The organism is Paenibacillus sp. J31P316, from assembly GCF_056269105.1.
This window is the reverse complement of sequence record NZ_JBWDNI010000008.1, coordinates 211,155-226,759: the sequence shown is the minus strand read 5'-3', so window position 1 is coordinate 226,759 and position 15,605 is coordinate 211,155. Positions and strand designations below refer to the sequence as shown.

Annotated in this window: 8 protein-coding genes; all 8 read left to right on the top strand. The window is 55.2% G+C overall.

Going from position 1 to position 15,605, the window contains the following annotated elements:
* Window positions 1-18 precede the first annotated feature (18 nt).
* On the top strand, window positions 19-5,487 hold the full coding sequence (locus AC0YNU_RS22200; RefSeq protein ID WP_475760728.1) for a beta strand repeat-containing protein: 5,469 nt from the start codon (window positions 19-21) through the stop codon (window positions 5,485-5,487).
* A 223-nt stretch (window positions 5,488-5,710) separates the two neighbouring features.
* Window positions 5,711-7,495 carry a thiamine pyrophosphate-binding protein gene (locus AC0YNU_RS22195; protein WP_475760700.1) on the top strand — a complete coding sequence of 595 codons (1,785 nt, stop codon included), beginning with the start codon at window positions 5,711-5,713 and terminating at the stop codon, window positions 7,493-7,495.
* On the top strand, window positions 7,492-8,373 hold the full coding sequence (locus tag AC0YNU_RS22190) for an acetaldehyde dehydrogenase (acetylating) (protein ID WP_475760698.1): 882 nt from the start codon (window positions 7,492-7,494) through the stop codon (window positions 8,371-8,373). Before AC0YNU_RS22195 ends, AC0YNU_RS22190 begins: the two co-directional genes overlap by 4 nt.
* A 3-nt stretch (window positions 8,374-8,376) precedes the next feature.
* The gene (gene dmpG / locus AC0YNU_RS22185; RefSeq protein WP_475760696.1) at window positions 8,377-9,378 is read left to right on the top strand and encodes a 4-hydroxy-2-oxovalerate aldolase; all 1,002 of its coding nucleotides are present in this window, start codon (window positions 8,377-8,379) and stop codon (window positions 9,376-9,378) included.
* 33 nt (window positions 9,379-9,411) lie between these two features.
* A complete protein-coding gene (locus AC0YNU_RS22180) occupies window positions 9,412-10,341 on the top strand; it encodes an NAD-dependent epimerase/dehydratase family protein (RefSeq protein ID WP_475760695.1) in 930 nt (309 codons plus the stop codon).
* Window positions 10,342-10,533: 192 nt separating this feature from the next.
* The gene (locus AC0YNU_RS22175; RefSeq protein WP_475760693.1) at window positions 10,534-12,321 is read left to right on the top strand and encodes a sensor histidine kinase; all 1,788 of its coding nucleotides are present in this window, start codon (window positions 10,534-10,536) and stop codon (window positions 12,319-12,321) included.
* A 22-nt stretch (window positions 12,322-12,343) separates the two neighbouring features.
* Window positions 12,344-13,825, top strand: coding sequence for a glycoside hydrolase family 32 protein (locus AC0YNU_RS22170; RefSeq protein WP_475760691.1), 1,482 nt, complete (start codon window positions 12,344-12,346; stop codon window positions 13,823-13,825).
* Window positions 13,826-13,848: 23 nt separating this feature from the next.
* Window positions 13,849-15,537, top strand: coding sequence for a response regulator transcription factor (locus AC0YNU_RS22165; protein ID WP_475760689.1), 1,689 nt, complete (start codon window positions 13,849-13,851; stop codon window positions 15,535-15,537).
* Window positions 15,538-15,605: the final 68 nt, after the last annotated feature.

The window sequence follows — 15,605 nt, the reverse complement described above, 5'->3', positions numbered from 1 at the left end:
AGAGGTCCGACTGGAGCTATGGGAGCAAAAGGAGCGACGGGCGTAACAGGAGTTATGGGAGCGACGGGCGCTACTGGTGCGACGGGAGTTGCAGGAGTTACAGGGTTGACGGGAGCTACGGGAGTAACGGGGCTTACGGGAGTTACAGGAGCTACAGGAGCTACAGGAGCTACAGGAGTTACGGGGCCGACGGGAGTAACGGGAGTAACAGGAGTCACGGGAGCTACAGGAGCTACAGGAGCTACAGGAGCTACAGGAGTTACAGGTCCGACGGGAGTAACTGGAGTTACAGGAGTCACCGGTCCGACGGGGTTAACCGGAGCTACAGGTTCGATAGGGGCAACAGGTCCGACAGGGGCTACAGGAGTAACCGGTCCGACCGGTCCGACAGGAGAAACTGGAGTAACAGGTCCTACCGGTGCAACCGGAGCCACAGGAGTAACAGGTCAAACAGGAGCAACAGGAGCAATAGGAGCCACAGGTCCGACGGGAGTTACCGGTCCAACAGGTCTGACGGGAGCAACAGGCCCGACAGGAGCCACAGGTGCAACCGGTCCAACAGGCCCAACAGGAGTTACCGGTCCAACCGGCCCGACAGGTGTAACAGGTGCGACCGGCCCGACTGGAGAAACTGGAGTAACAGGTCCTACCGGTGCAACCGGAGCCACAGGAGTAACAGGTCAAACAGGACCGACGGGAGCAACCGGAGCTACTGGTGCAACGGGAGCAACTGGAGTTACTGGAGTTACTGGCGCTACGGGTCCGACAGGAGTTACCGGCCCAACAGGTGCAACAGGAGCCACAGGTTTGACGGGAGTTACCGGTCCAACAGGTCTGACGGGAGCAACAGGCCCGACTGGAGCTACAGGAGTAACCGGTCCGACCGGTCCGACAGGCTCGACTGGAGCAACCGGCCCGACAGGTGCAACTGGACCGACGGGAGTAACGGGGGCTACAGGTCCAACTGGTGCCACTGGCCCGACGGGAGCAACTGGTCTGACTGGCCCAACAGGAGCAACAGGAGCAACAGGCCCGACAGGAGCAACAGGAGCCACCGGCCCAACAGGTCCAACGGGAGATACAGGTTCAACCGGAGCAACAGGTCCGACGGGAGTTTCCGGTCCAACAGGAGCAACAGGCCAGACAGGTGCAACAGGACCGACGGGAGCAACTGGTGCAACAGGACCGACGGGAGCAACAGGAGCCACCGGAGCAACAGGAGTAACCGGAGTAACCGGCCCAACCGGCTCAACAGGTCCGACAGGAGTAACGGGTCCAACAGGTGCAACAGGTCCGACCGGCCCAACGGGAGCGACCGGAGTAACCGGCCTAACAGGCCCAACAGGAGCAACGGGAGTAACCGGCCCGACAGGCCCAACAGGAGCAACAGGCCCGACTGGCCCAACAGGAGAAACGGGAGTTACTGGCTCAACCGGCCCAACAGGAGAAACGGGAGTTACAGGTCCAACAGGAGCAACAGGCCCAACAGGAGTAACCGGCCCAACAGGCCCAACCGGTCCAACAGGCCCAACCGGTCCAACAGGAGCCACAGGATTAACCGGCCCAACGGGAGCAACAGGAGCAACTGGCCCGACAGGAGCAACCGGAGCAACTGGCCCGACAGGAGCAACAGGAGTAACCGGCCCAACCGGCCCAACAGGCTCAACGGGAGCAACAGGCCCGACTGGCCCAACAGGAGAAACTGGAGTTACTGGCCCGACAGGAGCCACCGGAGCAACAGGCCCGACAGGAGCAACGGGAGTAACCGGCCCAACCGGCCCAACAGGAGCCACCGGAGCAACAGGCCCGACTGGCCCAACAGGAGAAACTGGAGTTACTGGCCCGACAGGAGCCACCGGAGCAACAGGCCCGACAGGAGCAACAGGAGTAACAGGAGCGACCGGTCTGACAGGTGCAACAGGTCCAACAGGTCCGACGGGAGCTACCGGTGCAACAGGAGTAACAGGTCCAACAGGAGTAACAGGAGTAACCGGCCCGACCGGAGTAACAGGCCCGACCGGTGCAACCGGAACCACAGGTGTAACTGGTCCGACAGGAGCCACCGGACCAACAGGTCCAACAGGTCCAACGGGTGTAACAGGTCCAACAGGAGCCACAGGAGTAACCGGTCTGACCGGCCCAACAGGAGAAACGGGAGTTACTGGCCCGACAGGAGCGACCGGCCCGACAGGTCCAACTGGCCCAACTGGCCCAACGGGAGCAACAGGAGCAACAGGAGCAACAGGTCCAACAGGAGCAACAGGAGTAACCGGCCCAACAGGCACAACAGGAGCAACAGGAGCAACAGGTCCGACAGGAGCTACCGGCCCAACAGGTGCAACGGGAGCTACAGGTCCAACAGGAGCAACAGGAGTTACCGGTCCAACAGGTGCAACAGGCGCAACCGGCCCGACTGGAGCAACAGGAGCAACAGGCGCAACCGGAGCAACAGGCCCGACTGGAGCAACTGGAGTAACCGGCCCAACAGGTCCAACCGGAGCCACCGGAGCAACCGGCCCGACTGGCCCAACAGGAGAAACTGGAGCAACTGGCCCGACAGGAGCAACGGGAGTAACCGGCCCAACCGGCCCAACAGGCTCAACGGGAGCAACAGGCCCGACTGGCCCAACAGGAGCAACTGGAGTTACTGGCCCGACAGGAGCGACCGGCCCGACAGGTCCAACTGGTCTAACGGGAGTTACCGGTGCAACAGGAGCAACCGGCCCGACTGGAGTTACTGGAGTAACAGGCCCAACAGGAGCAACTGGAGTTACTGGCCCGACAGGAGCTACCGGCCCAACAGGTCCAACGGGAGTTACCGGTCCAACAGGTGCAACCGGCCCGACAGGAGCAACAGGAGTAACAGGAGCGACCGGTCTGACAGGTGCAACAGGTCCAACAGGTCCGACGGGAGCTACCGGTGCAACAGGAGTAACAGGTCCAACAGGAGCAACAGGAGTAACCGGCCCGACCGGAGTAACAGGCCCGACCGGTGCAACCGGAACCACAGGTGTAACTGGTCCGACAGGAGCCACCGGACCAACAGGTCCAACAGGTCCAACGGGTGTAACAGGTCCAACAGGAGCAACAGGAGTAACCGGCCCAACAGGCACAACAGGAGCAACAGGAGCAACAGGTCCGACAGGAGCAACAGGAGCAACAGGTCCGACAGGAGCTACCGGCCCAACAGGTGCAACGGGAGCTACAGGTCCAACAGGAGCAACAGGAGTAACCGGCCCAACGGGAGCAACCGGAGCAACTGGCCCGACTGGCCCAACAGGAGAAACGGGAGTTACTGGCTCAACCGGCCCAACCGGAGCAACTGGCCCAACAGGAGTAACCGGCCCAACAGGAGCCACAGGAGCAACAGGTCCGACAGGAGCTACCGGCCCAACTGGTGCAACGGGAGTTACAGGTCCAACAGGCCCAACAGGAGCAACAGGCCCAACAGGAGTAACAGGCCCAACAGGTCCAACGGGAGCTACAGGTTCAACCGGAGCAACAGGTCCGACGGGAGTTACCGGTCCAACAGGAGCAACCGGCCCGACTGGCCCAACAGGAGAAACGGGAGTTACTGGCTCAACCGGCCCGACGGGAGTTACCGGTCCAACCGGAGCAACAGGAGCAACAGGATTAACAGGCCCGACTGGAGTTACTGGCCCGACAGGAGCAACAGGCGCAACCGGCCCAACAGGTCCAACAGGTCCAACAGGAGCTACCGGCCCAACCGGCCCGACAGGAGCAACAGGTCCAACAGGAGCAACAGGAGCAACTGGCCCAACAGGAGAAACTGGAGTTACTGGCCCGACAGGAGCGACCGGCCCGACAGGTCCAACTGGCCCAACGGGAGTAACAGGCCCAACCGGTGCAACCGGAACCACAGGTGTAACTGGTCCGACAGGACCCACAGGCCCAACAGGTCCAACGGGAGCAACAGGAGCAACAGGAGCAACAGGCCCGACTGGCCCAACAGGGGCAACAGGCCCAACTGGCCCAACAGGGGCAACAGGCCCAACAGGGGCAGCAGGCCCAACCGGCCCAACCGGCCCAACGGGAGTAACAGGTGCAACCGGCCCAACCGGCCCAACCGGCCCAACAGGTCCAACAGGAGCAACCGGCCCAACCGGCCCGACAGGAGCAACAGGTCCGACGGGAGTAACCGGCCCGACCGGCCCAACCGGAGCGACCGGAGTAACCGGCCCGACTGGCCCAACAGGAGCCACTGGAGTAACCGGTCCAACGGGTGTAACCGGCCCGACTGGAGCCACAGGAGTAACCGGAGTAACAGGCCCGACTGGCCCAACAGGAGAAACTGGAGTTACTGGCCCGACAGGAGCAACAGGTCCAACAGGGGCAACAGGTCCAACCGGCCCGACTGGAGCCACAGGAGCAACGGGAGTAACCGGTCCGACTGGAGCCACTGGAATAACCGGCCCGACCGGTCCAACCGGAGCCACTGGAGTAACCGGCCCAACTGGTCCAACAGGAGCAACAGGAGCAACAGGAGCAACAGGAGCAACCGGCCCAACTGGTCCAACGGGAGCCACCGGAGTAACCGGTCCGACCGGCCCAACCGGAGCCACTGGAGTAACCGGCCCTACAGGTCCAACAGGAGCCACCGGAGCAACAGGCCCAACCGGTCCGACTGGAGCCACTGGAGTAACCGGCCCAACTGGTCCAACAGGAGCAACAGGAGCAACCGGCCCTACAGGTCCAACAGGAGCCACTGGAGTAACCGGCCCAACTGGTCCAACGGGAGCCACCGGAGTAACCGGTCCGACCGGCCCAACAGGAGCCACCGGAGTAACCGGTCCAACAGGCCCAACTGGTCCAACGGGAGCCACGGGAGCAACAGGCCCAACAGGCCCAACAGGAGCCACGGGAGTAACCGGCCCAACCGGCCCAACAGGTCCAACAGGAGCGACTGGAGTAACCGGCCCAACCGGTCCAACAGGAGCGACCGGAGTAACCGGCCCAACCGGTCCGACAGGAGCCACCGGAGTAACCGGCCCAACAGGTCCAACCGGCCCAACGGGAGCAATAAGCCCAACCGGCCCAACAGGAGCAACGGGTGCAACTGGCGTAAACGTTACGAACGCATCGGCCTTCGCTGAAAATACATCGGGAACGCTTTTGGTCGTATTAGGCGGACTTAATGTTCCTTTGCCTAACAATCAAAATATTGGCCCAGGGATCACGATCAACGGCGCAAACGACACGTTCACGCTCGCGAATGCGGGAAGATATTATATTTCGTATAAAATCAATACGACGGTTGCTTTATTAGCGCAATCCAGGATACTGTTGAATGGAGCTTCGGTGCCGGCTTCAGTTGTTACGCCGACACTGAGCACGCCTCTTTTCTTGGCTGACTTTATTATTACCGTTCCTGCCGGTGCGACGATAATTCTCCAAATCTTTGGATTGCTGGCTACAGTCATTCTATCGCCGCCAGGTGCGACGATTAATATCATTCAAGTTGGTTAGCATTGCCCTGTAATGCATTCCGAAAACTTACAAAAGCAGGTTCATTGTGGCCGGATATCGCCATCTTGAGCCTGCTTTTTGTCTTCGAATCATATCTGAGCTGCTTCCATAATAAGATAATTAGGACAAAGTTCTGCAGGTATAAGCTAAAATCTCGACTCCGTATTCGCTTCATGAAGCGATCCATAACAGGATTGATCGGCATACGTTAGGGAGGGGCATTATGAAGATGCGAGTGGCTGATTTTATTACGAACGCGCTGTACGAAGCAGGCGGCGAGCACGTTTTTCTTGTGACGGGCGGCATGATCATGCATCTAACGGATGCCCTCTATCAACACAAGGAGCAAACCCATATTTCTTGTCATCATGAGCAAGCAGCGGCAATGGCGGCGGAGGCGTACGGAAGATATACCAATCGGCTAGGCGTCGCTTACGTTACTGCCGGACCTGGCGCCTTAAACTCCATAACCGGCGTTGCCGGTGCTTTTATCGACTCCTCCCCTATGGTGATCGTGGCGGGAAACTCGAAGGTATCCTTAGCTAAAATCAAGGGACCTCGACAATTTCCTTTGCAAGGATTCGACTCGCTGCCCATGTTCGCTTACATAACCAAATATGCCGTCATGCTCGATGATCTATCGAAAGTGAAATATGAAGTCGAGAAATGCATACATTTGGCAAAGTCGAATCGAGTCGGACCTGTATATCTTGAAGTTCCAGTCGACATCCAGGGGGCGTTATTTGATCCGGATGACTTTGAAGGATATACCCCAGAGCAGGGGATAACGGCACGAATGACCGAACAACAGCTTAATCTAACTAAGAAAGCCATAGCAGCAAGCAGAAGACCATGTCTATTGGTTGGCGCGGGCGTACGATTATCGAATGCGATTGACAAGCTTCATGAATTTGTAGAGAAAACGCAAATACCTGTATTAACCTCGAGATTAGGCATGGACTTAATCGACCATCACCATGCATTATTCGTGGGCAGGCCAGGCACCTACGGGGACCGCGCGGCTAATTTCACGATTCAAAATTGCGATCTGCTGATCACGGTCGGTTGTAGACTCGGCATCGGCTTGGTAGGGTACGATTTTCAAGATTTTGCGAGCAAAGCCTATAAAATTTATGTGGATATCGACGAGAAAGAAATCCATAAACCTTCGGTTGCGGCTGACTTATCGATTCAAGCAGACGCCGGAGCATTCTTCAAGACGCTAACGGAAGCCTTGCCTGAGCGGTTGGAAAACAGAAGAGCGTGGATCAACCAAACCCGGACGTGGAAACAGAAGTATCCCGTTGACCTTGCCGAGTACGACGATGATCGCAATGGCATCAACTCCTATCGGTTTGTTTCCAGATTCTCGGATCAAGCTTCGCCGACAAGCGTGTTTGTAGTCGATACGGGCTCATGCTTCCACGTTCATGCGCAAGCGTTCAAGGTGAAATTCGGGCAAAGGCACATTATCACCGGCGGATTATCTACAATGGGGTATTCTCCTGCGGCCGTAGGCGTATCCGCAGCTTCGAACCATCAAGAGGTGTATTGCATCACCGGAGACGGTTCTTTCCAGATGAATCTTCAGGAGCTGCAAACCATTCATCACTACAAGCTGCCGATCAAGTTCGTTTTATTCAGCAATAATGGCTACTTGTTGATGCGGCACACGCAAAATAACTTCATGGATGGAAGACTGATCGGGGAAAGTCCTTCGACCGGCGTCAGCTTCGCGCCATTTGACAAGGTAGCCGATACATTTGGACTCGGATATATGAGAATAGCCAGCCTCGATGAGCTAGACTCGAAATTGGAGCAATTATTTGCTTATCAGGGATCCATGATTTGTGAGGTCATTACGCCTCCCGATCAATTATTGATACCAAGGGTTTCATCCAAGAAGTTAGACGACGGAACCATGATTTCCATGCCTTACGACGATATGTTTCCATTCTTATCAAGAGAGGAATACCATTCCAACTCGGTTTCGGAGAGAGACCTATGAAGAAAGTAAACGTAGCCATCTTGGGAAGCGGCCATATAGGCACGGATCTGCTGATCAAGATTCTGAGATCCCCCTATCTGGCATGTACGATGTTCATAGGCAGAAATGCGAATTCCCCGGGAATGCTGAAGGCCAGAAGTTTAGGCATTCCAACGTATGATACAAGCATCGATGCCATTCGGATGAACCCCTCCTTATGCGATATCGTCGTCGACGCGACCTCGTCATCGAGTCATACGGATCATGCCCCCATACTGAGGCGACTGGGGAAATTCGTCATCGATATGACGCCGTCCAATATCGGCGAGATGTGCGTACCGGCCATCAATTTGCAAGCGTGCCTGGAGCTCGACAATGTGAATATGATTACTTGCGGCGGACAAGCAGCGTTACCGATTGCCTATGCGATCGGTCAATCGCAGAAGGCCGTCGATTATATCGAAGTGGTATCGAGTATCTCTTCCAAGAGCGCCGGACCCGCAACACGGATAAACCTCGATGAATATATCGAGACGACAGAAGCGGCAATCAAACACTTTTCGGGATGTTCCAGAGCCAAAACGATCCTCAATTTAAACCCGGCCCATCCGTGTATCGATATGCAAACGACCATTTTTGCGTTAGTCGATCATCCGGACATGGATGCCTTGTTGTCGTCGGTGAACGAAATGATCGCCTCCATCCAAAGAATCGTACCCGGCTATCAACTGATTGTCCCCCCTACGATGGAGAACGGCAGAATCGTCGTCATGATCAAAGTACAGGGCTTAGGCGATTATTTACCCACGTATGCCGGTAATTTAGACATTATCAATTGCGCGGCCATTGCCATTGCGGAAGAATACGCGAAGAACAGAATCGATAAGGCGGGTGTCTAAGGTATGAGGCCTATTTTAATCAGCGACCCTACCTTAAGAGACGGATCCCATGCCATTCATCATCGATTAACCGTCGAGCAAATTAGCGCCTATACCAAAATGGCAGAAGAAGCGTCGATTCCAATCGTCGAGGTCGGGCATGGGAACGGACTTGGCGCCTCGTCATTGCAATTAGGGGAGAGTCTGGTTTCCGATCAGCACATGTTAGAAGTGTGCAGAGTGAATCTGAAGAACACGAAGCTAGGCATACATGTCATCCCGGGGTTTGCCACGATCAATAGAGATTTAAGCCGTGCGATCGATATCGGCGTAGATGTCATACGGGTTGCAGCCCATTGTACGGAAGCGGATATCACGCAGAGGCATATTGAATACTGTCGCAAGAGGGAGCGGGTCGTCTATGGCGTTCTCATGATGTCTCATATGGCGCCGGCTTCCATATTGCTGGATGAAGCGAAGAAAATGATGAGCTATGGCGCGCATGGAATCATTATGATGGACTCTGCGGGAGCCTATCTACCCGTGAACGTAAGAGAGAGAATCAAAACATTGGTAGGCAGTTTGGCTATTCCTGTCGGCTTTCATGCTCACAATAATTTGGGCATGGCTGTAGCCAATTCCTTGACCGCAATCGAAGAAGGCGCCTCGATCGTAGACGGCACGATGAAAGGGTTCGGAGCAGGGGCAGGAAACGCGCAGTTAGAAGTTTTAGTCGCCGTCCTGCATCAAATGGGGTATGACACCGGAATTGATTTATACAAATTATTGGATGCTTCCGACGTTGCGGAGGAAAACTTCGTCAAAATACCATCCATTCATTCATCCAGCATTGTGAGCGGACTAGCGGGGGTGTTTTCGGGATTCGCCAAACCCGTCGAGCGGATTGCAAAACAATACAATCTGGATCCTAAAGATATTTATTTTGAATTGGGCAGAAGAAAAGTAGTCGCAGGCCAAGAAGATCTTATTTTGGAAGTTGCCGTGAGTCTTTCGCAATTAAGATAGTGACTATTCATCGGGAAGGAGAACCGGGAGAAGATGAACAAAATTACAATTGCCATCCTGGGAGCCACGGGACATATCGCAAAAAACATCATCGCGGGTTTATGCAAAAACGCGAATTACGAATTATTTCTATTTGCCAGAAACCAGGAACTGCTCCGTTCATTCCTGAAGACTGAGATCGCCGATAGCGATGGAATAGCGATTCATTCGTTTGATGCCTTCTTGAGTCTGAACTACGATGCCGTCATTAACTGCGTGGGCGTTGGCGATCCTTCCAAATTGAAAAAAATCGGCGGAGACATTTTCAAATTGACGGAGGAATTCGATAATTTGGCCTTAAGGGCGATCGAAATCAGCCCCAAAACCTTATATATCAATTTCAGCAGCGGCATTGCTTACGGTTCGAATTTCAATACGCCCGCAGATCAAAATAAAACGGCCATGATCAACATCAACAACATTTCTTCAACGGATTACTATACCATTTCAAAAATCAACACGGAAGCCAAGCATCGTTCATTTTCCAAATCCAATATCGTAGACTTAAGGGTATTTGGTTTTTTCAGCAGATACATGGATTTGAAAATGCCTTATTTCCTAAGTGATATCGTGAATAGTCTCAAACGCAATCAAGCGTTTATTACAGGCAGCAATGACATGGTGAGAGATTATATACACCCCGAAGATTTAGTCGAATTAATCGAAAGATGCATTTATATCCGCACCATTAACGATGTTTTCGACGTGTATAGCGTAGAGCCCATAAGCAAGTTCCAGATGCTTGAATTTTTCAAAACCAAGTATGGATTGCGAGTAACGATTGAAAAGGAAACCGAAATTATGTCCGTAACAGGCTTGAAATCAAATTACTATTCGCTGAACAAGAAATCGGATAGCATCGGCTACCAACCCAAACATTCCTCTATAGATGCCATCATAGCCGAATTGAAATATGTGTTGTAATTCAAACAAAGGCCTAGCTACTCGACTGTAGCAGGCTTTTTTTTGTTTCTCGTTGTCGGCGAATGCATGCTGCGGCCAAAAGTCAAAAGAAGAGAGTCTCGTCTGCAAACTAGTGAGTAGCCGCAGCGCGAGCGTTGCGCTAATCTAAAGGGATAGATAGAATTCCCAATCGCTAGATGGAGGTTCGCACGGATGAAAGGACACTGGACGTACCGGTCGCTTACGATCTACCCCAAGCTGGTCATGGCCTTCTTGCTCGTCATCGTTCCGATTTACATTTTGAGCTTTCGAATGAATCATTCCGGTCAGAGTCTGGTAGAGTCGCAGTTATCGACGGCGATGGAATCGCAGGTCCATTTCTACTTAACCTCCATCGATACGGAAATTACGCGGCTAATTACGCTGAAGGCCGAGTACGCCAACGACAATGATTTCCAAAGGCTGGCGACGTCGGCTAATTTGATGAACAACTATGAACGGGTGCAGGCGATTCTTAGCGCCAAGAACAAGCTGAATTTGTTGAAGATGTCGACCCCGCTGGTGGAAGACGTCAAAGTCTATATTCCGCTGCTCGATCGCAGCATTATCGCGAGCAATCTGAATGACCAGATCCCCCGTGAAGAGATGAAGGCGATCCTGGATCCGGCCAACATGAAATCGGTCATTTTCAATTTCCAAAGCCGTTTGCTCATCAGTCAGCTCTACCCGGGCGTGGTAAGGCCAGGCAAGCTTCCCGTCATCGCGCTCGAGATCGAATTGTCCGGCGCCAGGATGGAGAACATGCTCTCCGGCATCGTCAAAACGACGGGCGGCACGGCCATCCTGATGAACGCGAATCAGAATTGGCATGTCTCGAGCGGCGAGATCGGGAAGTTCCGGCCCGAACTCGCCAAGCTGATCAGCAAGGCGAATGCGGAGAAGAAACAACTCGGGAACGGAAAGATCCGCGTAGACGGGCAATCTTATTTTGCCATGTACGAATACTCCTCGGTCGTGGATTCCTACCTTGTTCTGTACGTGCCGATGGAGAAAATGCTGGCGCCGTTGACCCGTTACAGGGACTGGCTCTGGCTGTTGTCCATCTGTTCCCTGGCTGTCGTCGCCTTGTTCTCGTTCTCGATTTTCCGCTTTATTCATCGACCGCTGCGCCTCTTGGTAAGCGCATTCCGCAAAGTGGAGAAAGGCGATTTGGGCGTCAAGGTCGAGCACCGCAACTTCGACGAGTTTCATTATCTGTACAGCCAGTTCAACCAGATGGTCGGCCGCATCCGCGTCCTGATCCGGGAGGTGTACGAGCAGCAGATCCTTTCCCAGCGTTCGGAGCTGAAGCAGCTGCAATCCCAGATCAACCCCCATTTTCTCTATAACAGCTTCTTCATCGTGAAAGGGTTGGTGCGCAGAGGGGAAGAAGAGCTGTCGCTGCGGATGCTCGACAGCCTGGGCGAATATTTCAAATTCATCACCCGCAGCGGCTCGGAGGAGGTCTCGCTGGAAGCCGAGCTCGGCCACGCCTTGTCCTATCTGGAAATCCAGAATATGCGGTTCTCCGGCGCCATCGACGCCTCATGCGACCCGCTGCCGGCGGAATGGAGAGAGGTGCTTGTTCCGCGGCTTATTCTGCAGCCGCTGCTGGAAAATGCCTATAAGCACGGCTTGGAAGAAAAGGTTGACGGAGGACGACTCGATATTCGCTTCAAGTCTCATCCGACGGAGCTCAACGTGATCGTGGAGGATAACGGGGAACGGCTGGAGGATGACGGATTGTTTCAGCTCATGCAGAATTTGCAGCGATCTCATCCGGCGCAAGAGACGACAGGGATCTTGAACGTCAGCCGGAGGCTGCGGCTGACCTACGGCGATGCGCATGGACTGCATGTTTCCCGGAGCGAGCTCGGCGGGCTGCGCGTGCAATTCGTCATTACGAGGAGAGATCGTGAAGATGAAGAGCCGGGCGCGCGAAGCGTTACGGCAACCTACTAGACCATTACGAGGAGACGAAGTCATGTTCAATGAAGCCGCTTATAAGGAAGTGTACCGTCCGCAATTTCACTTTACGCCGGCCTCCAACTGGATGAACGATCCGAATGGAATGGTCTATTACGAAGGGGAGTACCATCTGTTCTATCAATATCACCCCGAGAGCTGCGTATGGGGACCCATGCATTGGGGTCATGCGGTCAGCAAGGATCTCGTACATTGGGAGCAACTTCCGATCGCGCTGTACCCGGACGCTAACGGAAGGATTTTCTCCGGGAGCGCGGTCGTCGATCGGCAGGATTCCAGCGGTTTTTTTGGCGGCGCTTCCGGACTAGTGGCGATCTTCACGCACGAAGACGAGGATCCGAATACCGGAAGGTCAAGGCAGCGCCAGAGTCTGGCATATAGCGCTGACCAGGGAAGGACATGGACGAAGCATGCCGGTAATCCGGTGCTGGCCGACGAGCGGTTCCCGGATTTCCGCGATCCCAAAGTAAGCTGGGACGAAGGACGCGGACGATGGTCCATGGTGCTTGCTGCGGGCGACCGCGTCCTGTTGTATCATTCGCCTAATTTGCTCGATTGGACGCCAAGCGGCGAATTCGGCGCATCGGAAGGCTCCCACGACGGGGTATGGGAGTGCCCGGATTTATTCGAGCTGCCGGTAGAAGGAAGCGATGGCGAATCCAGATGGGTTCTGATTGTCAGCATCGGCCCCGATCCGAACCTGCCGGAAGGCTCGCGTACCCAGTACTTCGTGGGCAGCTACGATGGCCATTCATTCACGAACGAGAATGCTCCGGACAAGGTATTATGGCTGGATCACGGCAGGGACAACTACGCCGGCGTGACCTGGTCCGACGTCCCGTCGGGAGATGGGCGGAGACTGTTCATCGGCTGGATGAGCAACTGGAAATACGCGAACGAGACGCCGACCTCCGGCTGGAGAAGCGCAATGACGCTTCCGCGAGTACTGAAGCTTCGGAACGGCCCGGAGGGCATCCGTTTGATTCAGGAACCGGTTCAAGAATTGGAAGCGTTGCGAACTCCTCTTATCCATATCGAACAAGAGATCGTCAACCCTGGAGACCCCTTCGCTCTGAAAGGCCTTACGGGGAATACGCTGGAGATCGAAGCGGAGATTGATTGCGGCGATTGCGCCGAATTCGGCTTCCGTATCCGCGGAGCGTCCGGCGAGATAACGGTGATCGGATACGATCGTGCCCGAGGCCGCCTGTACGTCGACCGGACGCTCTCCGGCGATACGTCCTTCCATCCCGACTTCGCTTGCAAGCACGATGCGGAGCTGCACGCTGTCGCCGGGGCGATACGGCTGCGGATCTTCTTGGACGCGTCTTCCGTCGAAGTCTTCGCGGGCGAAGGGCGCGTGGCGATCACGGATCTGATTTTCCCGAATTCCGATGGTCCGCAAGTGGACCTATATGTTCGCGAGGGAAACATCCGCATTCGTTCGCTGCATGGCTATGAACTGAAGTCGATCTGGTAAATCATCCCGAAGGAGGGGCTCGCATGTACCGTCTGCTGATCGTGGATAACGAGAAGCTTATCGTCGACAACCTGGTCGACTTGTTCATCAAGTCCAGCCAGTTCGAGCTGGAGGTGCACGGGTCGTATACGGCGGCCAGCGCGCTCGAGCTGATGTCCAGAACCAAGATCGATATCGTCCTCAGCGATATCCGCATGCCTGGCATGAACGGATTAGAGCTGCAGCAGGAGATCAATCGGCAATGGCCGAGCTGTAAAATCATTTTCCTGTCGGGCTACAATGATTTCGAATATGTCCAGCAGGCGCTCCGCCACGACAGCGTGGACTATTTGCTCAAGACCGAAGGCGAGCAGAAAATCATCGATACGGTCGGCAAAGCCATCCGAATGCTGGACGAGGTGTGGGGCAAGGAACGGTTGATGAAGCAGGCCATGCAGCAGATGCAGGCGACCCGAACGCTGCTTCATAAGGAATACCTATGGTCGCTGCTGCAGGGGGAACCGCAGGCGCTTCGCCAGCTGCCAGGCAAATTCGAGGAGCTGCAGATTCCGTTATCCGCGCAAAGCCCGCTCATGCTGGCCGTCGGCAGGGTAGACGACTGGCGGGATGATCACAGCTCCGCGGACCGGGAACTGCTGCTCTATGCCATTCGCAATATTGCGGATGAGTACTGGAGCGCAGGCGCGCGAGTGATGTCGGTCGCATTCGACAAGAACAAGGTGGTCTGGCTGATACAGCCGGCGGAGGAGCTCTCAGGGCATGCAATCCAAGCGGCGGAGGCGGCATGGACCCGGTTCGTCCGCTTTACGCACGGAACCGCCGAGTCGATCCAGATGACCTGCAGACAGCTGCTCGGACTCAAGCTATCTCTGGCCATGGCGGGAGAGCGGCGGGAATGGCGGCAGGCGGCGGAGCAATTCGACTCGCTTAAGCTGCTTCTTAATTTCGGGGCGGGGCTTGGCCAGGAATCGCTGCTATTCGATCGGAATCAGCAGGATCGCGCGTTACCCCAAGGCTATGACCACGAAATCCGGTCGGGCTTGAAGCGGCTTCAGTCGCTGGGAACCTATTTGGAGAACGGCGAGCAGCAGCAGTTCTTTGCCGATTTCGCCAGCTTAGCATCCCTGGCGAATGCGCAGAATGGTTCCGCCAACGGCCTGCGCATGGAGATCGCCTTGTCGCTGGCGACCGTCTTCCTCTCTTACATCAACCGATGGGGACTGCACGGAGCCGTATCCGGCAAGTTCGACTTGAATTTGATGACGCGCTTCGATCCGCACCGCAGCTGGACGGAGACGATGAATCATTTCGCTTCGCTCGCGGAATGCCTGTTCGAGAACAAACGGAGCAGTCAGGAGTTTCAGGAGAACGATATCGTCAAACACGTGCAATGGTACGTGAAACAGCAGCTGTCCGGCGATCTGTCGCTGACTCGGATCGGCGAGGTCGTCGGGCACAATCCTTATTACCTATCACGGCTGTACAAGCAAATCACCGACGAGAATTTATCGGATTTCATTGCGGGCGCGCGCCTGCAGAGGGCCCGGGAACTGCTCTCCGAGCAGACGCTGCGAATCGTGGACATCTCGAAGCTGGTCGGATTTACGTCGGAGCAGTCCTTCTACCGCTTCTTCAAGAAAGCGACGGAAACCACCCCGCAGGACTACCGGGACGGGCTGGCCGCGAAGTATAAAAGAGATACCCCGAAGTAAAAATCGGCGAGTAGAAGCGCCCCTGAGGGGGCTCTATAATGAAGCCGAGGACAGCATTCTCAACATCC

Coding starts and splice junctions, on each gene's coding strand:
- AC0YNU_RS22190 (WP_475760698.1), top strand. CDS start 7,492: ATGAAGAAAGTAAACGTAGCCATCTTGGGAAGCGGCCATATAGGCACG.
- AC0YNU_RS22180 (WP_475760695.1), top strand. CDS start 9,412: ATGAACAAAATTACAATTGCCATCCTGGGAGCCACGGGACATATCGCA.
- AC0YNU_RS22170 (WP_475760691.1), top strand. CDS start 12,344: ATGTTCAATGAAGCCGCTTATAAGGAAGTGTACCGTCCGCAATTTCAC.
- AC0YNU_RS22175 (WP_475760693.1), top strand. CDS start 10,534: ATGAAAGGACACTGGACGTACCGGTCGCTTACGATCTACCCCAAGCTG.
- AC0YNU_RS22165 (WP_475760689.1), top strand. CDS start 13,849: ATGTACCGTCTGCTGATCGTGGATAACGAGAAGCTTATCGTCGACAAC.
- AC0YNU_RS22195 (WP_475760700.1), top strand. CDS start 5,711: ATGAAGATGCGAGTGGCTGATTTTATTACGAACGCGCTGTACGAAGCA.
- AC0YNU_RS22200 (WP_475760728.1), top strand. CDS start 19: ATGGGAGCAAAAGGAGCGACGGGCGTAACAGGAGTTATGGGAGCGACG.
- dmpG (WP_475760696.1), top strand. CDS start 8,377: ATGAGGCCTATTTTAATCAGCGACCCTACCTTAAGAGACGGATCCCAT.